This window comes from Aerococcus suis (genome assembly GCF_900176325.1).
GTDB classification, from domain to species: Bacteria; Bacillota; Bacilli; order Lactobacillales; family Aerococcaceae; genus Aerococcus; species Aerococcus suis.
Genome location: NZ_FWXK01000003.1, coordinates 91,860 through 115,824, shown reverse-complemented (window position 1 = coordinate 115,824; position 23,965 = coordinate 91,860). Strand labels below are relative to the sequence as shown.

The 23,965-nt window shown below is 35.7% G+C and carries 22 protein-coding genes; 4 read left to right on the top strand and 18 right to left on the bottom strand.

Annotated features, from left to right (window positions below):
* From mutS to B8955_RS03955, 7 genes are all read right to left on the bottom strand, one after another.
* Positions 1-2,568 (bottom strand): DNA mismatch repair protein MutS, encoded by a 2,568-nt coding sequence (gene mutS, locus B8955_RS03985; RefSeq protein ID WP_084098835.1) that lies wholly within the window; start codon positions 2,566-2,568, stop codon positions 1-3.
* Between the two features lie 155 nt (positions 2,569-2,723).
* Entirely contained in the window at positions 2,724-4,280 is a 1,557-nt protein-coding gene (gene rny / locus B8955_RS03980) for a ribonuclease Y (protein ID WP_200804263.1), read from the bottom strand.
* A 260-nt stretch (positions 4,281-4,540) separates the two neighbouring features.
* On the bottom strand, positions 4,541-5,641 hold the full coding sequence (gene recA, locus B8955_RS03975; RefSeq protein WP_084098831.1) for a recombinase RecA: 1,101 nt from the start codon (positions 5,639-5,641) through the stop codon (positions 4,541-4,543).
* 79 nt (positions 5,642-5,720) lie between these two features.
* Positions 5,721-6,938 carry a competence/damage-inducible protein A gene (locus B8955_RS03970; protein WP_084098829.1) on the bottom strand — a complete coding sequence of 406 codons (1,218 nt, stop codon included), beginning with the start codon at positions 6,936-6,938 and terminating at the stop codon, positions 5,721-5,723.
* Positions 6,939-7,033: 95 nt separating this feature from the next.
* The gene (gene pgsA / locus B8955_RS03965; RefSeq protein WP_084098827.1) at positions 7,034-7,612 is read right to left on the bottom strand and encodes a CDP-diacylglycerol--glycerol-3-phosphate 3-phosphatidyltransferase; all 579 of its coding nucleotides are present in this window, start codon (positions 7,610-7,612) and stop codon (positions 7,034-7,036) included.
* 65 nt (positions 7,613-7,677) lie between these two features.
* Positions 7,678-10,071, bottom strand: a complete 2,394-nt coding sequence (locus B8955_RS03960; protein WP_084098825.1) for a DNA translocase FtsK — start codon at positions 10,069-10,071, stop codon at positions 7,678-7,680.
* Positions 10,072-10,083: 12 nt separating this feature from the next.
* The gene (locus B8955_RS03955; RefSeq protein WP_084098824.1) at positions 10,084-10,413 is read right to left on the bottom strand and encodes a DUF1033 family protein; all 330 of its coding nucleotides are present in this window, start codon (positions 10,411-10,413) and stop codon (positions 10,084-10,086) included.
* A 142-nt stretch (positions 10,414-10,555) separates the two neighbouring features.
* Here B8955_RS03955 and B8955_RS03950 point away from each other — a divergent pair, with 142 nt between their 5' ends.
* On the top strand, positions 10,556-10,834 hold the full coding sequence (locus B8955_RS03950; RefSeq protein ID WP_084098822.1) for an acylphosphatase: 279 nt from the start codon (positions 10,556-10,558) through the stop codon (positions 10,832-10,834).
* Positions 10,835-10,905: 71 nt separating this feature from the next.
* Positions 10,906-11,826 carry a membrane protein insertase YidC gene (gene yidC / locus B8955_RS03945; protein WP_084098820.1) on the top strand — a complete coding sequence of 307 codons (921 nt, stop codon included), beginning with the start codon at positions 10,906-10,908 and terminating at the stop codon, positions 11,824-11,826.
* Positions 11,827-11,869: 43 nt separating this feature from the next.
* Here the strand turns inward: yidC and B8955_RS03940 are convergent, their stop codons facing one another.
* Genes B8955_RS03940 through gndA form a run of 3 tightly spaced genes read right to left on the bottom strand, consistent with a single transcriptional unit; the run spans position 11,870 to position 15,496 of the window.
* Positions 11,870-13,315 (bottom strand): sensor histidine kinase, encoded by a 1,446-nt coding sequence (locus B8955_RS03940; protein ID WP_084098818.1) that lies wholly within the window; start codon positions 13,313-13,315, stop codon positions 11,870-11,872.
* Positions 13,315-14,022 carry a response regulator transcription factor gene (locus B8955_RS03935; protein WP_084098816.1) on the bottom strand — a complete coding sequence of 236 codons (708 nt, stop codon included), beginning with the start codon at positions 14,020-14,022 and terminating at the stop codon, positions 13,315-13,317. The genes B8955_RS03940 and B8955_RS03935 overlap by 1 nt, the downstream gene beginning before the upstream one ends.
* A gap of 40 nt (positions 14,023-14,062) precedes the next feature.
* The gene (gene gndA / locus B8955_RS03930; RefSeq protein ID WP_084098814.1) at positions 14,063-15,496 is read right to left on the bottom strand and encodes an NADP-dependent phosphogluconate dehydrogenase; all 1,434 of its coding nucleotides are present in this window, start codon (positions 15,494-15,496) and stop codon (positions 14,063-14,065) included.
* A 162-nt stretch (positions 15,497-15,658) separates the two neighbouring features.
* Between gndA and B8955_RS06800 the strand changes: the two genes are divergently transcribed.
* The gene (locus tag B8955_RS06800; protein ID WP_143238373.1) at positions 15,659-15,832 is read left to right on the top strand and encodes a MerR family transcriptional regulator; all 174 of its coding nucleotides are present in this window, start codon (positions 15,659-15,661) and stop codon (positions 15,830-15,832) included.
* Positions 15,833-15,886: 54 nt separating this feature from the next.
* On the opposite strand, the gene B8955_RS03925 is transcribed toward B8955_RS06800, so the two are convergent.
* The 4 genes from B8955_RS03925 to B8955_RS03910 all read right to left on the bottom strand — a co-directional run bounded on the left by B8955_RS03925 (position 15,887) and on the right by B8955_RS03910 (position 20,619).
* Positions 15,887-16,381: a thiol peroxidase gene (locus B8955_RS03925; protein ID WP_159444430.1), complete on the bottom strand. Its 495-nt coding sequence runs from the start codon at positions 16,379-16,381 to the stop codon at positions 15,887-15,889.
* A 70-nt stretch (positions 16,382-16,451) separates the two neighbouring features.
* On the bottom strand, positions 16,452-17,675 hold the full coding sequence (thiI, locus tag B8955_RS03920; protein ID WP_143238371.1) for a tRNA uracil 4-sulfurtransferase ThiI: 1,224 nt from the start codon (positions 17,673-17,675) through the stop codon (positions 16,452-16,454).
* A 5-nt stretch (positions 17,676-17,680) separates the two neighbouring features.
* Positions 17,681-18,826 carry a cysteine desulfurase family protein gene (locus B8955_RS03915; protein WP_084098808.1) on the bottom strand — a complete coding sequence of 382 codons (1,146 nt, stop codon included), beginning with the start codon at positions 18,824-18,826 and terminating at the stop codon, positions 17,681-17,683.
* Between the two features lie 71 nt (positions 18,827-18,897).
* Positions 18,898-20,619: a septation ring formation regulator EzrA gene (locus B8955_RS03910; protein ID WP_084098806.1), complete on the bottom strand. Its 1,722-nt coding sequence runs from the start codon at positions 20,617-20,619 to the stop codon at positions 18,898-18,900.
* A gap of 237 nt (positions 20,620-20,856) precedes the next feature.
* Between B8955_RS03910 and B8955_RS03905 the strand changes: the two genes are divergently transcribed.
* Positions 20,857-21,219, top strand: a complete 363-nt coding sequence (locus tag B8955_RS03905; protein ID WP_084098804.1) for a TIGR02328 family protein — start codon at positions 20,857-20,859, stop codon at positions 21,217-21,219.
* Positions 21,220-21,285: 66 nt separating this feature from the next.
* Here the strand turns inward: B8955_RS03905 and rpsD are convergent, their stop codons facing one another.
* The 4 genes from rpsD to B8955_RS03885 form a co-directional block, all read right to left on the bottom strand.
* On the bottom strand, positions 21,286-21,897 hold the full coding sequence (rpsD, locus tag B8955_RS03900; protein ID WP_084098802.1) for a 30S ribosomal protein S4: 612 nt from the start codon (positions 21,895-21,897) through the stop codon (positions 21,286-21,288).
* Positions 21,898-22,107: 210 nt separating this feature from the next.
* A complete protein-coding gene (locus B8955_RS03895) occupies positions 22,108-22,791 on the bottom strand; it encodes a 5'-methylthioadenosine/adenosylhomocysteine nucleosidase (RefSeq protein WP_084098799.1) in 684 nt (227 codons plus the stop codon).
* Positions 22,792-22,799: 8 nt separating this feature from the next.
* Positions 22,800-23,348 (bottom strand): hypothetical protein, encoded by a 549-nt coding sequence (locus B8955_RS03890; RefSeq protein ID WP_084098797.1) that lies wholly within the window; start codon positions 23,346-23,348, stop codon positions 22,800-22,802.
* Positions 23,341-23,886, bottom strand: a complete 546-nt coding sequence (locus B8955_RS03885; RefSeq protein ID WP_084098795.1) for an NUDIX hydrolase — start codon at positions 23,884-23,886, stop codon at positions 23,341-23,343. Before B8955_RS03885 ends, B8955_RS03890 begins: the two co-directional genes overlap by 8 nt.
* Positions 23,887-23,965: the final 79 nt, after the last annotated feature.

The window sequence follows — 23,965 nt, the reverse complement described above, 5'->3', positions numbered from 1 at the left end:
TTATTCCTCCTCAAGTTTTGATACTAACTGGTCTAAATAACGGAACGCTTCTCTAGGTGACATATCATCTAACGTAAGTGACTTCAGATCATTAATAACCTCTTTTTCATTGTTTAATAATTCTGATGAAACGGGTTGAACGTCTGGTTTGAATAATGATAATTGTTCCGGTCTATCCTCAATATCTTGTTTATTTTCTAAATCAATTAAAATATGTTGCGCATTTTGAATCAATGATTGAGGCAATCCCGCTAACTGAGCCACTTGAATTCCATAACTTTTATCAGTCGGTCCGACAAAAATTTTATGTAGAAAGACTAATTCACCATCTTCTTCGGTGGCACCGACATGAATATTTTTTAAGCGTGGCAAATGTTCTTCTAATGTGACTAATTCATGATAATGAGTGGAGAAGAGAACTTTACATTGAAAGTTTGCATGAATATATTCCAATATTGCTTGTGCTAAAGCAATTCCATCATAGGTTGATGTTCCCCGTCCTAATTCATCAAAAAGTAATAAACTATTATCAGTAGCTTGTTGTAAAGCATGATTAGCTTCCATCATTTCTACCATAAACGTACTTTGACCAGCTAATAAATCATCAGCTGCTCCAATCCGAGTAAAAATTTGATCAAAAATTGGCAACTTAGCTTCTTTTGCGGGAACAAATAACCCCATCTGAGCCATAATCACAATTAAGCCCAATTGACGCATATAAGTCGATTTCCCAGACATATTAGGTCCTGTAATCATTAGTATTCCTGTATCTTCAGGCATATTGATATCATTAGGAACAAATTGATGTTTCCCAATCACGCCTTCAACGACTGGGTGACGACTCGCTACTAAATGAATGTCGCGTTTATCCGTCAAAATTTCTGGACGGGTAAATTGATGACGTTCACTCACTTCAGCAAAACTTTGTATCACGTCAATTTGTGCAACCCCTTGTGCAATACGTTGTAAACTAGCTTTGGCTTCTTTAACTTGCTCACGGACTTGAGTAAATAACTGATACTCTAAAGATAACGAGTGTTCTTCAGCCTCTAAAATCGTATTTTCGACTTCTTTTAATTCAGGCGTAATAAATCGTTCCGCATTTGTCAGCGTCTGTTTTCGTTCATACCGTCCTTCTTCTAGTAAGTGTAAATTAGTTTTGGTGACTTCAATATAGTACCCAAATACTTTATTATAACCAATCTTCAACGAATTAATGCCGGTTTTTTGTCGTTCTTCTGCTTGTAAATTAGCAATCCAATTTTTTCCATTATGCATCGCTTCACGATAGGTATCTAATTGTTCATTAAAACCATCACGAATAACATTTCCATCTTTAAGCTGTGGTTTAGCCTCAGGATTAATGGCTCTTTCAATCAAATCAACAATTTCAGGGACCGTTTCTAATTGGTTTAAAATATTTTTCCAAGTCCCACTTTTGTTATCAATCGTCTCTAATTCTTCAATTAAATACGGCAACTTAGCTAATGATGTTTTTAATTGGATGAGTTCGCGAGGATTGACTGTTCCCATAGCCACTTTGGCAACTAAACGTTCCAAGTCATATACGCCATGTAGTTGTTCTTTGATTTCCATGCGGCTAAAATAATAATCAATCAGTGCTTCGACTTGATTTTGACGTTGAATAATTCCTGCTTTGGAAATTAAGGGACGGTCTAACCATTGTTTCAATAAACGAGACCCCATCGCCGTTTCCGTATGATTAAGAAAATGAAGTAAACTGCCTGATTTTTTCTCTTTTAATACAGATTGCGTTAATTCAAGATTTTTTTTGGCATAATAATCCATATGTAAATAGTGTGAGACTTCATAATGTTCTGGTTGTTGCCAATGGTCAATCGCATGAGGTTGAATAGTATCCACATAAGAAATTAATAATTGTAGGATGTTTCGTTCGCCTTCATCAGTAATCGCTTGTTTAAACTCTGTTGATAAAGCGGTTAACTCTCCATCATATTGTGACCTAGTAAAAGCATGAACATTTTCTAGCTGGTTAATAAAGGCATCTGGAACATTATCAGCAACTAGCAATTCATTAGCAGAAATTTGAGAAAATTCGGTAATGACACTATCTTCATCAGTTAAAGTCGTTACTTTTACTTCACCAGTTCCAATATCACTATAAGCAAACTGCCAATTTTCTTGATGAGATAAAGCGGCAATATAATTATTTTCCTGCATCCCAACCTCATCATTCATATAAGTTCCCGGAGTAATGACTTGGATAACGTCACGTTCTACCATTCCCTTGGCTTGTTTGGGATCTTCCATTTGCTCAGCAATTGCCACTTTGTATCCATGTTCAATTAAAACTTTGATATAACTAGATGCTGAATGATAAGGAACACCGCACATTGGAATAGGGTCATCAGCATTTTTATTACGACTGGTTAATGTTATTTCTAAAATTTGTGCAGCACGGGTAGCATCTTCATTAAATAGTTCATAAAAATCACCTAAACGGAAAAATAAAAAAGCATCACTATATTTGGATTTTAGTGACTCATATTGTGCCATCATCGGTGTTGTTTTCGTTTTTTGTGGCATAGAAGTCAAGATTCCCCTCTCACCAATAAAATTAATAGTTTAAAATTGATTCATCATTTATCTTACTATTTTAACAAAAAAATGAACTCACTTCAGTAATTTATCCACTATAAAAAAGGCCAGAACGACATGTTCTGACCTCTTAGTATTTATTTCTATTTTGCGTAGGCAACTGCGCGTTTTTCGCGTATTACCGTTACTTTAATTTGACCTGGATAGTCAAGCTCTGATTCAATTCGTTTTGAAACATCATGTGAAAGTTTAATTGCTTCAAGATCATCAATATCGTCTGGACGAACCATTACCCGAATTTCACGACCTGCTTGAATAGCAAAGGCATTGTTAACACCTTCGTATTCATTTGCAATTGCTTCAAGACTCCGTAGTCTTTGAATATAATTTTCCAATGATTCACTTCTTGCACCTGGACGTGCCGCTGATAACGCATCAGCAATAGCAACGATACTAGCAATTGTACTCGTTGCTTCAACATCTCCATGGTGACTGGCAATGGCATTAACAATCGTATCATTTTCATGATATTTCATTGCTAATTCAGAACCAATTTGAACATGTGAACCTTCAATTTCATGATCTAAAGCTTTACCAATATCATGTAGTAAGCCTGCACGTTTAGCTAAACTAATATCTTCGCCTAGTTCAGCAGCCATTACACCGGATAATTTTGCTACTTCAATTGAATGATTTAATACATTTTGACCATAACTTGTTCGATAGTTCAAACGACCAATAATCTTGATTAAATCTGGATGTAGGGAATGAATACCTAATTCAAAAGTAGCTTCTTCACCAGCTTCACGAATGGTTGAATCCATTTCTTTTCGTGCTTTATCCACTGCTTCTTCAATCTTAGCTGGATGAATTCGACCATCAGAGATTAAACGATCTAAAGCAATTTTCGCAATTTGTCGTCTAATAGGATCAAATCCACTTAATACGACTGCTTCTGGTGTATCATCAACAATTAAGTCGATTCCCGTTAACGCTTCTAATGTTTTAATATTACGTCCTTCTTTACCGATAATACGTCCTTTCATATCATCATTAGGTAAATGAACAACAGTCACAGAATTTTCTGAAACCGTATCTGCACCACTACGTTCGATTGCTTGTAAAATAATATGTTTGGCAATACGTTCAGATTTTTCATGCGCTTCTTGTTCAGACTGACGAATCATCACAGCTTTTTCATGTGCCAAAGTCTCGTCCATTTCTTTCAGCAAGAGATTTTTAGCATCTTCACGTGACATTGCTGCGACTTCGACAACTTTTGCTTCACGCTCATCAACAAGTGATTCAGCTTTCGCCTCTAACTCTTCCAAGTTTTTTTGGCGATCACGAAGAGATTGCTCGCGTGAGTCTAAGTGCCCTTCTTTATCAGAAAGAAGGTTATCACGACGTTCAATATTTTCTTCTCTTTGATTTAAGCGATTCTCTTGTGCTTTAACTTCACTACGGCGTTCTTTTAAGTCATCCTCCACATCATTGCGGTAATGTTGCGCCTGCTCTTTAGCATTAATAATAATTTCTTTACTTTGTGCATCCGCATCACGCTTAGCTGTCTCAATAATTGATTGTGCAGAATATTTTGCCTCATCAATCTCCTTAGCTTGTTGCGCTTTTAGCTTCTTAACACCAAAATAGGCACCTAATACTAGGCCAATAATTAAAGTAACGATAGCGAAGGCAATTTCCATAAAACCCATAGTTTCACCTCCGTATCTATTTAATTGTTAAAAGATTTATTTAATCACTATATGTCGTAACATACAATTACAATTGTATATTTGTCGTCATAGAATGTCAATGTGTAAGCAAGGGAACACGAAAAGTGTCATACCGTAATTACGCACCTAATTTCAATAAATAAAAGCCATTTGAATCTAATTCTACTCACAAATTTCTCTAAAAATAAAACAGACGCTATGAAATTAACGTCTGTTTTAAATCATTATTCATCTTCAGCTAAGTCTAAATGACTTTGGCCTGCTTCTTCGTTATTCTCATTTTGCATCGCTTCGAGCTCTTCAGGTGTTAATTTACCATCTGCACCGATACCGAAGTTTAAGCGAACTTGACGATCGACTTCAGCTAAAATTTCTGGATTATCTTTTAGATATTGTTTCGCATTTTCACGACCTTGGCCAATTCTATCTTCTCCGTATGAATACCAAGATCCTGATTTTTTAATAATATCTAAGTCAGCAGCTAAATCTACAAGTTCTCCTTCTTTAGAAATTCCTTGTCCATACATAATATCAACTTCAGCCACTTTAAATGGTGGAGCTACTTTATTTTTGACAATTTTAATCTTAGTTCGGTTACCAATGACATCGCCAGACTCTTTAATTTGTTCCGCACGACGAACTTCTAAACGAATTGTGGAATAGAACTTCAATGCCCGTCCACCTGGTGTGGTTTCAGGATTTCCAAACATAACCCCAACTTTTTCACGAATTTGGTTGATAAATAAGGCAATTGTCTTTGTTTTATTGATTGAACCTGATAATTTACGAAGGGCTTGTGACATCAAACGCGCTTGTAATCCAATATGTGAATCACCCATTTCGCCTTCGATTTCAGCACGTGGAACTAATGCCGCAACCGAGTCCACAACCACCATATCAATGGCTCCAGATGACACTAAGGCATCAGCAATCTCTAACCCTTGTTCACCAGTATCCGGTTGAGACAATAATAGTTCATCAATATTGACGCCTAAATTAGCTGCATACTCAGGGTCTAATGCATGCTCAGCATCAATAAAAGCCGCAATTCCACCACGTTTTTGAACTTCAGCAATAGCATGTAAAGCTACCGTCGTTTTCCCAGATGATTCTGGTCCGTAAACTTCGATAATCCGTCCTTTAGGATAACCTCCTACACCAAGTGCAATATCTAGGGAAAGGGAACCTGAAGGAATCGTCGATACTCGCCGATCTCCTTGTTCACCTAAACGCATAATTGATCCTTTTCCATAATTTCGTTCAATTTTTTTCATTGCTTCGTCAAGTGCTTTTCTGCGGTTTGCATCATCTGAATTTGTACTCATTAATCGTACCTCCTTGAATAATCATAAATCTCATGTAGTCCATTGTAGCATAATCATTTCCAAAAAGCGAACAAACGTTCTAGTTTGTTATATGTAAAAAAGCGGTATAAATAATTCGTTTGCGAACGGCTTCTCGATTACCTGTTAGTTGATACTTTATGACCTCTGTCGGTTTATGACGAAAAGCATAGCCTACGTAAACCGTTCCTGGCTTATGTCCCTCCATTTTACCTGGTCCAGCTACACCAGTAAAACTAATCGCTACATCTGTATCCAATTTCTCTAAGGCTGATTCAGCCATTGCTTTGGCACATGGTTCACTTACCATACCATCAGTATCTAATATTTCCTGAGGAATTCCTAAAATTTGATGTTTAATTTGGCTTGAGTATGCCACAATACTACCTGCTAAAACTTTTGAGGCTCCTGGGACATTCACCAATGTGGCACTTGCTAATCCTCCTGTTAAACTTTCCGAAAAACCAATTGTTTGATTAGTATCCACTAAGTAATTTTTGAGTGCATCAGCCGGTGTCATTTCTTTTCCTTCCGCAAATAAATACTCTCCAACTCGCGATTTTATTTGCTTAACGGCTGTTTCTAATAAATCTGTCACTTCTACTAAATGGTTTCCACTTGCTGTTACTCGTACCATGTTTATATAGTCACTAGCATAAGTGGCTACTGTTGGATTGTCTTGAATCGTTAAATCATCTAACTTATCGGCTAATAGAGATTCGCCTATACCAAAAAAACGTAAAAAACGCGATTTAATCACTTTAGTTTCAGATTCTTCAAGTAAATAATCTCTCACATACTGCATAAACATCGGGCGCATTTCACTAGGAGGTCCTGGTAAAATAATATATTTATGTTTTCCTTTTTCAATTATCGATCCGATAGCTTGTCCACTATGATTAGGTAATGTCGTTCCATGAGTAAACGCTAGCGCCATTTTTTTATTGCTATCGACCATTATCCGTCCTTTAAAAGACGCTTGAATCGATTGCCAAGCTTCTTCATCTATTGCTAAAGGTTCATCAAGATACTGAGCAAGAGTTTCTTTAGTTAAATCATCACGAGTAGGACCGATTCCACCAGTATAAATAATAATATCAGAGCGTTTCTCTGCTTGCTTCGTTACTTGAATTAACCGTTCAGGATTATCCCCAATTACAGTTTGAATATAATGACTAATTCCTAGTTCATTCAACTGTTCGGCAATAAATTGGGCATTAGTGTTAGAAATTTGTCCCATCAATAACTCTGTTCCTACAGCAATAATTTCTGCTTTCATATCTGGCTCCTAACTATACATACGTAATATATTCTCAATTTAAAAGTTTAGAGCCGAGAATAATTCTCGGCTCTAGTCGACTATTGGTTTTTTAATTATAAACCATCTTTAAACACATGTGTATTTTTAATAAAGTAATCAAATCCTGAATAAAGTGTAAAAATTAAAGCGATATATAATAAAACTGTTCCAATTGAAAATGAGAAATGACCAAATGGAAAGTCTCCAGTTAATAGAAAAATAATCGCTAACATTTGGGTAAATGTTTTAATTTTTCCTGGCCATTTTGCTGCCATAACTTCGCCAGATTGCACAAGTAATAAACGCAATCCTGTGACTGCTAATTCACGCATAATAATTAAACTCACTACCCATGCAGGCGCCTGATCTAACGCTACTAGTTGAATCAATGCCGTAGCCACTAACATTTTGTCGGCCAACGGATCAGCAAATTTCCCAAAATTTGTGACGATTTGATCACGACGAGCAATATAACCATCAAGCCAATCCGTAATACTAGCCACCGCAAAAATAAGTGCTGCTACAACCATTGGAATATTCATTGAACTACCAAACACGAGATAAGTATTCGCAGCTGCTCCCCATTCAGCAAAAATACAAAAGATTGGAATCATAATAATCCGAATAACTGTTAATAAATTGGGCAAATTCATCCTGCCACTCCGTTCTATATAATCTTTGTTACAGTTTACCATTATTAAGCAGTTTTATAAACTTTTTAACTTTCCGACTCTTCGTCATTAATTAAGACCTGACGAGGTTTACTTCCATCTTGAGGGCCAACATAACCATGGTTTTCTAAATCATCAACTAATCTTGCCGAGCGATTATACCCGATTCTAAATTGACGTTGGAGCATAGATATTGAGACAGTATCCCGACTTTTAATAAATGTTAGAACCTCATCCCATAAATCATCTAAGTCCTCTCCTTGAACTGTTTGAGGTGCTTCTTTAGGCATCATTGCCTCAACATAATTTGCTTCTTGTTGATTTTTAACAAAATTAACAACTTTCTCTACTTCATGATCAGAAATAAATGCCCCTTGAACTCGAACTGGTTTTCCTTCACCCATCGGCATAAAGAGCATATCTCCACGGCCTAATAATTTTTCAGCGCCATTTTGATCAATAATTGTTCGTGAATCGGTACCGCTTGAAACAGCAAAAGCAATTCGTGATGGCACATTAGCTTTAATAATTCCGGTAATAACGTCTACTGATGGTCGTTGAGTAGCTAAAATCATATGGATTCCTGCAGCCCTTGCCATCTGTGCTAAACGCATAATAGCAGCTTCTACCTCTTTAGAGGCAACCATCATTAAATCTGCTAATTCATCAACGATGACAACAATATAAGGTAATTTAGGCAATGGTTCATTGGTTTCAGCATTGTGTTCTCTAATATAATCATTATATCCATCAATATTTCGCTGTGATGTCGTTGCGAATAATTCATACCGACGTTCCATTTCTTCAACTACTTTATTCAAAGCTTGAGCGGCTTTTCTAGGGTTAGTAACAACTGGCGTTAACAAATGAGGTATCCCATTATATACATTCAATTCTACTTTTTTAGGGTCAATCATCATTAATTTCACTTCATTAGGCTTAGCTTTCATTAATAAACTAATAATCATGCCATTAATCGCCACAGATTTACCAGATCCAGTCGATCCTGCGACTAATAAATGTGGCATTTTAGTTAAATCAGCACTTTGAATATTTCCTGAAATATCTCGTCCTAATGGAACAGTTAATAAACTATCTATTTTTGCTTGATTTTCAATAGAATCTCTGAACGAAACCAGACTGACTTCTTGATTCGGAACTTCTATCCCAATAAAAGATTTGCCTGGAATTGGCGCTTCGATTCGAATATCTTTAGCTGCTAAAGCGAGAGCAATGTCATCAGCTAGATGAACGATTTTACTAACTTTCACCCCAATAGCAGGCTGAACTTCATATTTTGTTACTGCTGGGCCTAAGTTAGCTTTAATTACTTTAGCATCAACATTAAAACTATCGAACGTTGCTTCTAACTTTTTAACATTTTGTTTAATCACATCATATTCACTACTTTGATCAAACGATTTAATAGGATCTAATAATTTAGCAGTTGGCAACCGATAATCAGGATTATCATGTTCAGCGTCCATAGAAATAGTTGCTAACTCTGAAGCACTTAGTTCATCATTCTCATCATCTTTGGAGTCATTGTCATCAGTCTCTGGGCGAGGTTTAATGCGATTTTTTTTAACTGGAATGTCGTCAACTTCATTCAATGTCTCTTCAGAATCTTCATTTATATTTTCAGTCGGATGTGGCGATTGGGGACCAATAATCTCAAAGTCATCATGATCACCATTGTTTTCTTGAGGTGCTGCTTCCATTTCTTGAACAGCTTGTTGACGTTTTGAACGCCGTTTTGAAGATGAAGATTCGCTTTTTTTACTTTGTGTTTGCCGTTGTTCTCGATAATCAACCAATTGATCTTTCGTTGCTTTAAAAAACTCTTTCCCAAACTGGCTAATCGTAGCTCCTATCATCCGAAAACCATCCATTAAATCCTGCCATGTAATGGCTAATAACAAGCATAAGATAAACACAAAACCGATACCTAATAAGATATAAGTTCCTAATTGACTAACAGTAAAGTAGGTAATCAAATAAAGTAAAGCGCCAAGTAACCCCCCACCTAGAAACAAGGTTGGCTCGGTGGTAATAAAATTAGCAATTCCTCGTTGCCAAGTCACATAAAAGACGTTTTCATTGCCTTGAGCCACTTCATAATATGTCCAAGCATGTAGTAACAAAGCGACTAAAGGGACACCAAAAGCAATCGCTAAAACTAGCCGATTACGAAGTTTTGGTGGACGCCCTTTGAATAAAAAATAGACAGTCATTATAATCATTAACACGAATAATATGAGGGCAAGTTGCCCCACCAATAATTCCGCTAAATGAAAAATAAACCGTCCAATAAAACCTAATTTAGCTATACCAAGAATACTTATGAACAGCAATAATCCGGCTGTCAATTCTTTAGAAAAGTTAGGTTTTCTAGACGTTTTCTTATTCGTTTTTTTCCTAGTCTTTTTCCTTTTTGCCATATCATAACCTCTTTAATCATTTAAATATTGGAGTGTTTGCAAGTCTTCATCAGATAGCGTGCCTTGGTCAGTTTGAATAAAAATTCCTGTATATAATTGCTCATCATTTTCACAAGGGATACAATACGCGACATCCCCTTTATTCCAATAAGCCGCCATATGATTATTTCGTTCTGAACAATGCGTATGTTGTTGGCTAAGTCGACTCTTTTCCACTGTATACTGGTGATAGGCTGCCTCTAAGGTAGTAAACTGTTGAACATCTAAAATATTGTTCTTCCAATCATCATTTAACCACCATGGTTCTTCAAACCCTTTTGTTTTATAGACACAATAAGTCATAGTTTCCTCCAATCAGTAGCTAATTATAGCAAAAATAGCCCATTTTTTCATTAGTAGGTGGTTGGCTTTACCATTTGATAATAAGAAATTTTTGGCATCAGATTAAACAATCGTTATAATAGGTAAGAAACGAGGTGAAAGTATGGAAACTGAAAAATATTTAATTTCTGGACGTGTACAAGGTGTTGGCTTTCGAGCAACCGCGCAATCGATTGCTAAACAAATGGGGTTAAGTGGCTCAGTCGCTAATTTATCTTCAGGTGATGTCGCTATAGAATTACAAGGGAATCGTCAAGAACGTGATGACTTTTTTAAAAACTTAAAAAATTCTCAACAAAATCGAGCATTGCAAATCGACACCATTGAATCACAAGGTATCACTGACAAAGAAGACTACCGACGCTTTCTGATAAAACATTGATATTTTAAGGATAATCCGCTAAAATATCACTATTGCTTTATCGCGAAAAAATAAATGAAGGAAGTGAATGTGTGTCAACTAAACACAAAAACTCACGTGGTCTTTTCTATACCATGTTGATGGGTCTTGTTCTTGTACTCGGCGGTTGCGCCAATCCAAATAATCCAGATGGTATCGTCTATCGGACAATTGGTGTTCCAATCGAAAGCTTAATTGAATGGTTAGCCGAAACCTTCAATGGAAATTATGGTATTGCGATTATTGTTGTGACGTTACTTATTCGTTTATTGTTACTACCGTTAACACTTAAACAACTAAAAAGTACTACGAAACAATCAATCAAGATGCAAAAATATCAACCTTACTTAAAAGATATTCAAGAGCGTCAAAAAAATGCTTCGACTCAAGAAGAAAAAATGGAAGCCGCTATGGCTCAACAAGAATTCTTTAAAGAAAATAATATTAGTATGTTCGGTGGTATGGGATGCTTGCCATTAATTATCCAATTACCGTTCATTACCTCTTTATATACGGCAATTAGAGTAAGTGATTCCATTAATAATGCTAGTTTCCTTGGCATGCCATTAGATTCACCTAGTATCATTTTAGGAATTTTAACCATTTTACTTTACTTTGTTCAGTCTTGGATTTCTGTTCAAGCTATGCCACAAGAACAACGTAAACAAATGTCTATGTCCATGTATATGATGCCTATTATGATGGCATTCATTGTCTTTACGACACCCGCTGGATTAACGCTTTACTTCTTTACTGGAGCAATCTGGGCAATTGGTCAATCAATGTATACCACATATATCTATCGTCCAAAAATTGCTTCTGAAGTAGAAGAAGAGCTAGCTAATAATCCTGTCAAAGTAAAAAATAAAACACGTAAAGATGTGACAAATACTGGCCAAAAACCAGCCAATGAAAAAGCTCAAAAAACCATTTCACATCAAAAAAATCGTAATCAAGGTAAACAACATAAATAATAAAAAAAGACGCCTAGTCAACAATAATAACTAGGCGTCTTTTTTATTCATCATTTAATCGTAATATAGGCAACCGCACATGGAAATTAGACCCCGCTCCAGGAGCACTTTCTACAAAAATGCTTCCTTTATATCCATTAATCAATTCTTGAGCAATGGATAAACCAAGGCCATTTCCCCCGCGTTCTCTAGAACGTGCTTTATCTACACGATAAAATCGATTAAAGACTTTTTTTTGATCTTCACGGCTCATCCCTTCACCAAAATCTTGAATCGCAATTTCAATATAATCAATGGCTTCAACAGAAACCGTAATATGAATTTCCTTCCGATCTAAGGAATATTTCACCGCATTATCTAATAATATCACTAAGATTTGTTCTAAATGATTTCTGTAAATCTGGATTTGATATTCTTGTTTTAAGTCATCTTCCAAAAAGAAATTAAAGTCTGGATATAATATTTGGAAATTTTGATACACACTTTGAACAACATCTCTAACTGGGGTTTGTTCGTCAGCAAATTGAACATCTACTTGACCAGCTCGAGTTAAGTCAAGCATTTCCTGAACCAGTACTTTCATTCGCTGAATCTCATGTAACGATGCCGTTAGCGATTCATCTAAAACTTCTGGGTCTTCTTTCCCCCAACGATTCAATAATTTCAAATGACCTTCAATAACCGCAACAGGGGTGCGCAACTCATGAGAGACATCTTCCACAAAACGCGTTTGATGCTCAATAAACGCACTCATTTTATCAAGAAGAACGTTAATACTTTCAGATATTTCCGTCATTTCTCCTTGGTAGTGATTCCCATTTAATCGTAAATCACTAATATTGTCGGCATTTATTGTTTTTAATAACCGTTTCATTTTTTGCAACGGGCTCAAAAAACTTAAAGCAACAATAAAAGCAACGATTAAGCAAATAAAAAGTAAACACCCTAGAGTAATGAGCAAGTGTTTAATTAAATTTTGCTTCACTTCTGACAGATAATTTCCTGACGTTTTTCTGACATAATATAAAAATGGTTGGTCTTCATGATAAATTGTCTCAACGCGTACCGACTGGTTTTGCGTCTTTTCAAGAGCTTCGGCTCCCTTATCTATTGCAGGTTTGAGATTTTCATTAAAACTGTGATATCGCTGTGTTTGATTTTCGGAAAATACCTGAACATTCATATCTTTATTGTGTAACTCATCTTGTAATGATTCTTCCGTAATCGTCACTTTTTTTTGAAAAAGGTCTTCGATATCCGATTGACTATCTTCTGATAATTGATTGAGACGTTGGATGATATATTGATCAATTTGAGAAACGTCTTCTTCATACTGATTTTTATCTTGCTGCCATGAATTATAAGTTGTCGCTATCGGCCAAATAGCTGCTATTAAAAATAAAATAATTGTTAATAGGAAACCCCATTTCCAAACTAATGAAAAGGGGTTTCGATATTTATTAATTTGCTTTTGAATAAATTTTTTCATTAGACTGACGTCCTCATGACATAACCAGTACCACGTACCGTTTGAATATAACCGACTTCATTAGGAACATCAATTTTATTACGTAAGTACCGAATGTAAACATCTACCACATTCGTTTCGACTTCAGCTGAATATCCCCAAACTTTATTGAGTAATTCAATACGTGGTAAAACGACATTGACATTTTCCATTAACATAACTAATAATTCATACTCACGTTTGGTTAAATTAATGATTTCATCCCCACGACGCACAATCCGATTTTCTTTTTCTACTGTTAAATCTCGGAAAGTTAAAACAGTTTGTTTTTGACTTTGTTGCGTCTCTTCAACTGAGATGCGACGTAATAAGGCACGAATTCTAGCTAATAATTCTTCAATGGCAAAAGGTTTTACAATATAATCATCAGCCCCATGGTCTAATCCTGACACACGGTCAATCACTGAATCACGGGCTGTCATTATAATAATTGGAACATCTGAAGTTGGACGCAATCGACGACAAACTTCTATCCCATTTAATTCAGGTAACATTAAATCTAATAAAATTAAATCCCAGTCACCTTCTAATGCTCGTTCTAACCCTTTACGTCCATTGATAGCAATTTCAGTTTCATAACCTTCATGTTGCAATTCCAGTTCAACAAACCGAGCTAAGTTTTTTTCATCCTCAATGATTAATATCCGTTGTTTTGTCTCATCTTCCATACATATTCTCCTATTCTATTAATCACTAGTGAAAAATGGTTTAGGCCTCTTCTTCTATTTCTTTATCCCATAAGAAGTGATAAGAGCCTTCGTTATCCACACGTTCATAAGTATGTGCTCCAAAGTAGTCCCGTTGTGCTTGAATCATATTCGCTGGCAACGTTTCACTACGATAACTATCATAATAAGCAAGAGCTGATGTTAATGCTGGAACTGGAATTCCATGAGTTAAAGCTTCAGCTGCCACTTCTCTAGTTGCTTTTTGATAGTCTTTGGCAACATCAATAAAGTAGTCATCAAGTAAGATATTATCTAAATTAGGATTTTTATCATAAGCATCCATAATTTTTTCTAAGAATTGTGCACGAATAATGCATCCTGCTCGGAAAATTTTAGCAATTTCTTTATAGTCTAAGTCCCAACCAAACGTTTCACTTGCCACTCGGTATTGAGCGAATCCTTGGGCATAAGACATAATCTTACTAAAGTATAAAGCTTGGCGAATTTTTTCAACAAATTCGTCTGCTTCCACTGGTGTTTTTTCAGCATTTGGTCCAGCCAAAATTTGACTAGCGTGGATACGTTCATTCTTAAGTGCTGAAATATAACGTGCATAAACGGATTCTGTAATAGTTGGTAATGGAACACCTAAGTCTAATGCACTTTGAGATGTCCACTTACCGGTTCCTTTATTGCCCGCACGGTCTAAAATAACATCAATCATAGGTTGTTTAGTTTGTGGATCTTTTTTTGTTAAAATATCAGCAGTAATATCGATTAGGAAACTATCTAACTCACCTTTGTTCCATTCTTGGAAATAATGAGCGATTTGATCCACTGATAATTCCACATAGCGACGCATTAAATCATAGGCTTCAGCAATCAGTTGCATGTCTCCGTATTCAATCCCATTATGTACCATTTTAACAAAATGACCTGCACCATTTGGTCCAATATAAGCAACACATGGTTCCCCATCTTTTGAAGCTTTTGCCGCAATTTGTTTCAAAATAGGTTCGACGAGGTCATACGCTTCTTTTTGTCCACCTGGCATTAAGCTTGGTCCTTTTAGAGCGCCTTCTTCTCCACCAGAAACACCCATACCAATAAAATGAATGCCTGATTCCGCTAATTCTTCTTGACGACGCATCGTTTCTTTGAAGAAGGTATTTCCGCCATCAATTAAAATGTCTTCTTTATCCAATAATGGTAAAAGATTTTGAATCATTTTATCTGTTGGTGCTCCAGCTTTAACCATTAAAATAATTCGACGAGGACGTTCTAATGTTTCCACAAATTCTTCTAATGAACGAGTGGGAACAAAATTCTTATCCGGATGCTCTTCAATCACTGCTTCCATTTTAGAAGTTGTTCGGTTATATATCGCCACATCATAACCCCGACTTTCAATATTTAAAGCCAAATTTTTTCCCATTACTGCCATACCCACTACACCAATTTGTACTTTGGACATATATGTTCCTCCTTGTTAAAAAACGATTATAAATACTTCATCTATAGTATCAAAAAATAAGAATGTTTAAAAGTTTCTATTCTTGATTTAATACTATTATAGCATCTATCTCAGAATAATTATGATATACTAGTCGTGAGCTTTTAAGGAAAGGAAAATATTATGGCTAAACGTCAAAAGAAACAATTGACTCAAACAAAAACAAAGAGTCAACGAAAAAAAGAAAAACGTGAAAAAAGAGGAAAAGTGTTTACTTGGGTGATGCTAATTGCGATTTTAGCACCTATCTTAATTAGTGCCTTCTTCGCATTAGCTGGTTATTTCAATATTCTTTAATACAAAAAACGGTTAGGAAAAATCCTAACCGTTTTTTAGTCATTCTTATGAAAACTATTTAATATCATCAACAGCTGCAAAGGCTTCATCATAATTCGGTTCATCTGTTCCTTCAGCAACTAATTGTTTATAAGCTAATTTTCCTTCTGCATCCAAAATAAAAATTGAACGTGCTAATTTATCCATATCTGCCATGTAGACACCGTATTTTTCACCAAATTCTTGGGCATCATTATATAATGGAATATTCGCATCATTGGCTTCAGCCCAAGCTTTCAATGCTTCACGTTCATTATTAGCAATTGTAACTACGGCTACTGAATCATCAACGCCTTTAGCCCAATCATTCACTTTGTCAGATTGAATCGAACAAACGCTAGTATCAATATCAGGAACTACTGAAATAAATAATGTTTTGCCAGCAAAATCTTCTTTAGTGACATCTTTACCTTCTGCATCTTTTACTGTAAATTTAGGAGCATTTTGGCCAACTTCTGGTAATTGTCCAGTTAATTCGACCGTTTCTCCACCAAATGTAATTGTTGCCATAATTTGCATCACTCCTTCTAATAATTACGTTTAGTATAACAAGATTTCACAAATCATGCGAATAAATCGATTATAATAAGTGATCAAATGAAGAAGCTTCTTGCTTAGCGTTATCGTGCAATCTTAAACGTTCGGTTTTGATACCTTGTACCGCTCTATTCACAAGACCTTCAATATCTAAGCGTTCTTCGAAATACGCAATTTCATCTAACCGTGGCTTCGTCTTTGGCGAAGCAGGAGCAAACACGGTACAACAATCTTCAAATGGTTGGACAGATAAGTCAAACGTATCAATTTTTTGGGATAGTTCAATAATTTCTAATTTATCCATGGTAACTACTGGACGAATAATTGGTGTTGATGTTACATCATTAATTGCATACATGCTTTCTAATGTTTGTGAAGCTACTTGTCCAATAGACTCCCCATTGACAATCGCTAATGCTCCAAATTGATCACGTAGCGCATCAGCAATTCGCATCATCATTCGTCGCGTAATCGTCATCAAATACCGATCTGGAACGTTTTCTTTGATAGCTTCCTGTGTTTCGGTAAATGGAATTTCCACAAAGTCTAACCAACCACTATAATGGGTCAATTTATGCGTTAAATCTTTGGCTTTTTGTAAGGCTTGCGGACTCGTATAAGGTGGTGAAGCAAAATGGATAGCTGTAAGTCGGATCCCACGTTTCATAGCTAAGTATCCAGCTACTGGAGAATCAATTCCCCCTGATAGCATTAATAAAGCATGTTGGGAAGTGCCCACTGGTAGTCCACCACTTCCTTTATGCCAATCAAAACTAACAATAAACTCATCAAATCGAACTTTTACTCTCACCGTTAAATCCGGTTTTTTCATTTTAACAGCTAAATGTGGAAAGGCTTCCGATACTGCCGCTCCCAAATCGCGATTAATTGCCATTGTGTCTCGTTCATATTGATTATCAGAACGAGAAGCCGCTATTTTAAATGATTGAATGTCGGGACGAGCTTCCAATTCTTCGGCAACTAGTTGATTCACTTGTTCAATCAAAACGTCAAAATCACGAGGTATCTCGTAAGCCACAGAATAGCTTTGAATACCAAAAACTCGTTGCAACCGTTGCTCAACTAAATCAACATCGGCTCCATTTAAATTAATAAACATAAAGTCATGTTCCCGATGAATGGTGATTTCAGGAAAATCACTTAAATGCATTTTTATATTTTTTTGTAAGGATTTCGTAAAATCTTTTTTATTCTTTCCTTTAGTCGATAATTCACCATATCGAATCAGTATTTTTTTATCCATAATTCCTCCTATTGTATCCGTTCAAAATGTTCGAGATGTTTCGCTAGAATGTCTAAAAATTCTTCCATTTCTGAAATGGTATTATCCGTTCCTAAACTGACGCGCACTGCATTTTGTGCCCATTTTCCATCAATATGCATCGCTTCTAATGTGGTAGAATTTTTACCTGTTGCCCGACTAGAACATGCAGAAGTCGTTGAAATATAGATGCCATCTTCTTCTAGAGCATGAACCATTACTTCGCCTCTAACACCTTTCGTCGCGAAGCATAAAATATGCGGAGCTGCATCAACAGGACTAAAGATTTGACAAGCTGGTTGTTGACTCAAAAAGTCACGTAACATCGTCATCATTTTTTGATGTCTTGCATTCTCTTCAACACTACGATCAAGAGTTAAGCGAATCGCTTTGGCAGTGGCGACGATACCTGCTAAATTTTCCGTTGAACTCCGTTGTTGTTTTTCTTGGCCACCACCCGTTAACAATGGATCTAATACCCGATTGGCTTTTTTGTATAAAATCCCCACACCACGAGGGCCATTAAATTTATGAGCACTCAATGATAAAAAGTCAACACGTGGGTGAATAAGTACCGGATTAAATTTTCCTAAACTTTGAACGCCATCAACATGAAAATGAATTTTTGGATAGTCATTTAATAAATCTCCAATTGCTTCAATAGGTTGAATCGCACCAACTTCATTGTTAATTGCCATAACACTGACTAAAATGGTATCTGGTCTAATGGCAGCTTGTAAATCCTTAACTGAAATTTTTCCTTCTTTATCAACCGGTAGATAGGTCACTTCAAACCCTAATTCTTCCAACGCATTCATCGTATTTTGAACAGAGGGATGTTCCACTTGAGTCGTGATAATATGTCTACCAAACTCTCTCTTAGCTGTTGCTGTGCCTCGTAATACCCAGTTATTGCTTTCAGTCCCTCCGCTAGTAAAATATATTTCATCTGCTTCACATTCAAAAGCATCGGCAATTTGTTGTCTAGCTGCTTGTAATAATTGATTCGCTTCAGTCCCTAATGAGTGCAAACTAGAGGGATTGCCGTAATAATTTTCCATTGTCTCGACCATTGACTGAATCGCTTCAGGAAAAATTTTAGTTGTGGCACTATTATCAAAATAAATATTTGTCATTATATGAATCCTTTCCATTGTGTTTGAAACGAAACAACCCTTCTGCTAACTGCATAAGGGTTGCTCTAATTTTAAATTTGGTTATTTGCTTTAGCTTCTTGATAAAATTGAATAATACGTTCCCGGGCACCCGGTTCAAATTTTTCAATCTCATCGGTAATGCAATTAAATGCTTCTTCATATTGGAAATCGCGATGAAATAGCTCACTCGCCTGACCAATCGTACGTTCAATTTCTGGATGATCTGGACGATAACGATTAGCATATTGGATAGCATCTTCAGTTAAGATAGCATAATCAATAAAGGCATCAGCTTCTTTATCTAATTGATCAATATCCTCAGCAATTTGTTGAGATATTTTTTCAATATCATTTATATCTAAACGAACACGATTTAATTTTTTGCTTAGATCAAGAACCATATCCTCAGTATAGAAAAATCGGTCCAAATACTCATCAGGTAATCCAGGTAAATGATATTTTTCTACAGAACGTTTAATATTACGTAAATCTAATTCATAAACATCTAAATCATCTTTGGCATCTCGTTCACGTTGTTTTAAATCAGATAACGAAATAACAATTTGAGTTTGTCCTTTCTCAATAGTATCTAAACGGCTATCGATAGCTTTGTAACGAGATTCCATATCAGAATAGGCAATTTGATGCTCTGCTATTGCTTGATTCGTATCATCAAGTAAATTCTTTTCACGTTCGATTTGATCAGTATACTCCTGCATTTTACCCATTTCATTTTCATAAAGCAGGTAACTTTGTGACACACGATCAACTTCTAAAATACCGTAACGATTACTTTCCATAATTTTATCAACTTTACGTTGAAGTGCGCCCTGATGTTTACCGATATAATCACGAGCGTAGATTTCTTGTTCCATTAAAGAATATGTTTTATCAATTTGAACTTCTGCTTTATTCATTAATGTTTTGGCTTCAGATAAATCGACGTCTGTCACAGCTTGTTTCGATTGTTTAACAAACTTTTCAGATTTTTCAATTTCGGCAGGAATGTCCATATCATTAGGGAAAACAAATTGTTCATCTAACATTTGTTCATAGCCAGCTTGCATATCTTCTAATTGTTCGACATATTCTTCTGATATCGTATGCTGTAAATCTGGAATTTCATCCATCATGACTTCAAGTTCATCAATATCTTCATTCACCTGAACTAAAATTTCCTTAGCCTCTAAAAAATCACCGTCATTCATTGTTTGATTAAATTTTGTAAAATCTAATTCAATATAAGAGAGGTTTTTTTCTAGAATTTCAACTGAAGAACCGTAATTGTAACTGTGAGCCAATAGCTGTTTTCTGATAGCAGCATACCGATCATAAGTTGTGCTATAAGCTTCCTCATTCGCTTTTTCACTGGCTAGAATATCTTCTAAGCGTTGATTAATACCTGATACAGTATCTTCTGTTTCATCCAACAGAGATTCCACTTTATTAGCCGTTTGGCGGGCTTTAATTAAGCTATACTTCTCAGCATCAGCTTGAGCAGATACCAAAGCTGCTTCAATTTCAGGAAGTTTATACCGGGTAATTGTTTGCCAATTAGCTTGTTCTGTCTCAAAGCTGCGTCGTGTTTTACCACTCACATCTTTGTTTTTTAAAGTATATAGCTTATCAGAAACCGGGATAGCCATTATTTCCTGTTTGCGTTCATCTAATTCCATATTGGTTTTGGTTTGCTTGCGACCTAAATAATAAAGTAGTCCATAACCAATCAACACAATTAAAATTAAGATGAGCAATGCAATTAAAAAGTCCACATACGCTCCTCCATTTCCTTTATCAACTTTTCTATACTGATCATTAATAATCAATAAAAAAGCTTTTTAAATGTATGTATACAGGCTTAATTATAGCATACTGTTGTCATAATATTAATATAATGATTTAGATTTTGCCTTACTTGAAAACTCATTAAGCCATACTTTTTATCGGTTAACAAACTATTTGTTACACTGAATACAACTACTCAATATAATTTTAGATAGGAGCTAATTATGAGATTATGGCATGAAGATTTATTGTCTAATTTACCCAGACAACAACTTTTAGGTCAACATCGAGAATGTGCCGCTTTAAGGGGTAATGGGTGGGGAAAACCGCACGCAACGATTAATTATATTTTTGATTACTCTCCTTATAAACTCTTCCAATATCATATGCTAGTTATCACTGAAATGGAAGAAAGGGGTTATCATCCTGATACCCTATGGAAAAATGCAAATTATCGTGGGAAAAACTGCCTACCTTTCCATGATTTACAACCTCTTCAACTTACTCATCCCATTTACCCCGAACACAATGATGCTTACCTTAGTGAATGTATTCAAAATTTGAAAACAAAAGGTATTTTTCTCTAATACATTAGAGAAAAATAAAAAACACTCCATAATACTGGAGTGTTTTTTAATCTGATTATGTATAAATTAGCCTAATTTGTTGTAGTATTCAACGATTAGGGCTTCATCGATTTCTGGATGCATTTCATCACGTTCTGGTAAACGAGTTAATGATCCTTCTAATTTATCTTCATCGAATTGTACGTAAGGAACATGTCCATAAAGTCCTTCAACAGAATCTTTAATAACTTGTAATTCTTTAGATTTTTCACGTACACCAACTGTTTGTCCAACTTGTACTGAATAAGATGGAATATCAACACGTTTACCATCTACAGTGATATGTCCATGGCTTACTAATTGACGTGCTTGACGACGAGTTGATGCTAATCCTAAACGGTAAACAATGTTGTCTAAACGTTGTTCTAGTAAAATCATGAAGTTAACACCGTGTTTACCTTCTTTAATTTTACCAGCTTTAATGAATAAGTTAGCAAATTGTTTTTCAGTCATACCATATAGGTAACGTAATTTTTGTTTTTCTTGTAATTGAGTACCGTATTCAGATAATTTTCCACGACGACCATTTCCATGTTGTCCTGGTGCGTATGGACGACGAGCTAATTCTTTACCAGTACCAGAAAGTGAAATACCTAAACGACGTGAAACTTTCCAGCTTGGTCCTGTATAACGTGACATAAAATAAATTCCTCCATATAAATAAATTTTGGAGTAAAATAATTTATCAGTATGACCGCATTCGTGCAGTTCTGCTTGACTTTCCCCTATTGCAGCCGCAGGGTACTCGTTCACCAATTAGGTGCCTAACTGTTGACGAGCTTGCTTCATACTTGCTGCATTATTTTACACAACGACTATCATACCAAATCAGACCAATAAAGTCAATATTTATCCTTTAATTAACTCCAGTGTGGCTTCTCCACTTATTTTACCAGCTTTTTCGATAAATTCATCAAACAATACAGCAGCATCCATTTGTGCTGTGTCAGAAATAGCCCGTACAATTAAGCAGGGAAGATTAAATTGATAAGCTACTTGAGCAATAGCTGCTCCTTCCATTTCTGTACATTGAGCCTCAGGAAACTGTTCGGCTAACTGTTCAACTTTTTGGGTGTCAGCGACAAATTGATCAGCAGTTAAGACTAATCCGGAAACTGCTTGATAACCCTTTGCTTCATAAATTCGTAATAACTTATCTGACCACTCTTGAGCACTAGGATAGACAAATGGCATCTGTGGAATCTGCCCAACTTCGTAGCCAAAAGCGGTGGCGTCCGCATCATGGTAAATGGCACCATCACTAACGACAACATCTCCAATTTCACGATCAGGATGGATAGCTCCAGCTGATCCAGAATTAATGATTAAATCAGGTTTTTCCAAACTCATAATTGTTGCAGCAATAGCAGCATTTACCTTCCCTATTCCTGCTTGTGTAATCAATAAGTGATGATTTTTATATTCAGCTTCCCACCACTCAACTTGTGCAACTTGCTTATGAGCGGTAATGGTTAATTGTTCCAGATAATAAGCAACTTCTGGCTCCATAGCGGCTATTATTGCTACCTTCATAATTCCTCCTAAATAAAAAATGCTATCAATGTTAAAATGACAATTCCAATAAGCAAAGATGTGATTCCAATATTTAAAAAACGTTCAACTTTTGTTTTACCCCAAAAATCACTAACTGTATCTTGTGTCGGTTCTGGTTGTTCATCTTGTTTTTCTAATGTATCAGGTTCTTGTTTTTGACGTCCCCATTTCAATTGCCAAAAATGATTATTATTGTTTTTTGAGTCAGTTACTGTTTCTTGATCATTCGTGTCAGTTGAATCAAATGTATGAACTGGATTTTCATGCATTTCATTATGACTCGTTTCGTCATGCTGTTGCATACGTTTTAAATGTTCTTGAATTTCATGTTGATCTAACTTGATTTCCCGAGTATAAAAACGTGTTTTATTAGGTTCGTATTGTTTGTCGCGATTTTTAAAATGAAATTCAGGAGTATTTTCTTTTTTACCACCTTCATGTGTGGTCTCTCTACTTTTAAATTTATTCTTTGCTTTTTGCTCACGATAAGCTTTACGAGTCATTATCGTTTCATTATGATCAGACATTTTATTCATTCCTTAACTCTTCAATTTCCCATTGATTAATTGCGTAAATCGTCTTCATATCCCTTATTAGACCGTCTTTAACAGCTTGTTGAGCTGCTGCTAACGATAGTTCCACTAATTCAACATGCTCATCGTCATCTTGTGCTGGAGGATTATCTAATTGTGTCACTTCACGACAGCTAAACATATGAATTTCTTCATCTAAAAAACCAGGTGAGACATAGAAATGATTTAATGTTTTCCATTTGGCGCCTTGAAGTTGTGTTTCTTCAGCTAGTTCACGCTTCGCCGCAGCTAGAAAGTCTTCTTCAGGTTCAACTAATCCAGCTGGTACTTCTAAAATAGCTTCCTCTACGGCTTTACGATATTGTTTTACTAAAATAATTTTATGGTCTTTTATTACTTGAATGCCAACTCCAGGTGCATGATGGACAATTTCTCTAATGGAATGATTACCATCATATAGACGAACCTCATGACGTTCTAAATTAATTAACTTACCAGTATATAGTGTTTCTTTATTAAGAGTTTCTTCATTGAATGTCACTTTATTCCGTCCTTTCGTATTGCATAATGCTATTAATAGTTTTATTTTAACATGAATCCCTCTACTAGAATGGGTCTAA

What these genes read in the sequence shown, in the direction of transcription:
- mutS (WP_084098835.1), bottom strand. Translation starts at nt 2,568, where the DNA reads ATGCCACAAAAAACGAAAACAACACCGATGATGGCACAATATGAGTCA.
- recA (WP_084098831.1), bottom strand. Translation starts at nt 5,641, where the DNA reads ATGAGTACAAATTCAGATGATGCAAACCGCAGAAAAGCACTTGACGAA.
- B8955_RS03970 (WP_084098829.1), bottom strand. Translation starts at nt 6,938, where the DNA reads ATGAAAGCAGAAATTATTGCTGTAGGAACAGAGTTATTGATGGGACAA.
- pgsA (WP_084098827.1), bottom strand. Translation starts at nt 7,612, where the DNA reads ATGAATTTGCCCAATTTATTAACAGTTATTCGGATTATTATGATTCCA.
- B8955_RS03960 (WP_084098825.1), bottom strand. Translation starts at nt 10,071, where the DNA reads ATGGCAAAAAGGAAAAAGACTAGGAAAAAAACGAATAAGAAAACGTCT.
- B8955_RS03955 (WP_084098824.1), bottom strand. Translation starts at nt 10,413, where the DNA reads ATGACTTATTGTGTCTATAAAACAAAAGGGTTTGAAGAACCATGGTGG.
- B8955_RS03950 (WP_084098822.1), top strand. Translation starts at nt 10,556, where the DNA reads ATGGAAACTGAAAAATATTTAATTTCTGGACGTGTACAAGGTGTTGGC.
- B8955_RS03940 (WP_084098818.1), bottom strand. Translation starts at nt 13,315, where the DNA reads ATGAAAAAATTTATTCAAAAGCAAATTAATAAATATCGAAACCCCTTT.
- B8955_RS03935 (WP_084098816.1), bottom strand. Translation starts at nt 14,022, where the DNA reads ATGGAAGATGAGACAAAACAACGGATATTAATCATTGAGGATGAAAAA.
- gndA (WP_084098814.1), bottom strand. Translation starts at nt 15,496, where the DNA reads ATGTCCAAAGTACAAATTGGTGTAGTGGGTATGGCAGTAATGGGAAAA.
- B8955_RS06800 (WP_143238373.1), top strand. Translation starts at nt 15,659, where the DNA reads ATGGCTAAACGTCAAAAGAAACAATTGACTCAAACAAAAACAAAGAGT.
- B8955_RS03925 (WP_159444430.1), bottom strand. Translation starts at nt 16,381, where the DNA reads ATGGCAACAATTACATTTGGTGGAGAAACGGTCGAATTAACTGGACAA.
- B8955_RS03915 (WP_084098808.1), bottom strand. Translation starts at nt 18,826, where the DNA reads ATGACAAATATTTATTTTGATAATAGTGCCACAACTAAAATTTTTCCT.
- B8955_RS03905 (WP_084098804.1), top strand. Translation starts at nt 20,857, where the DNA reads ATGAGATTATGGCATGAAGATTTATTGTCTAATTTACCCAGACAACAA.
- rpsD (WP_084098802.1), bottom strand. Translation starts at nt 21,897, where the DNA reads ATGTCACGTTATACAGGACCAAGCTGGAAAGTTTCACGTCGTTTAGGT.
- B8955_RS03895 (WP_084098799.1), bottom strand. Translation starts at nt 22,791, where the DNA reads ATGAAGGTAGCAATAATAGCCGCTATGGAGCCAGAAGTTGCTTATTAT.
- B8955_RS03890 (WP_084098797.1), bottom strand. Translation starts at nt 23,348, where the DNA reads ATGAATAAAATGTCTGATCATAATGAAACGATAATGACTCGTAAAGCT.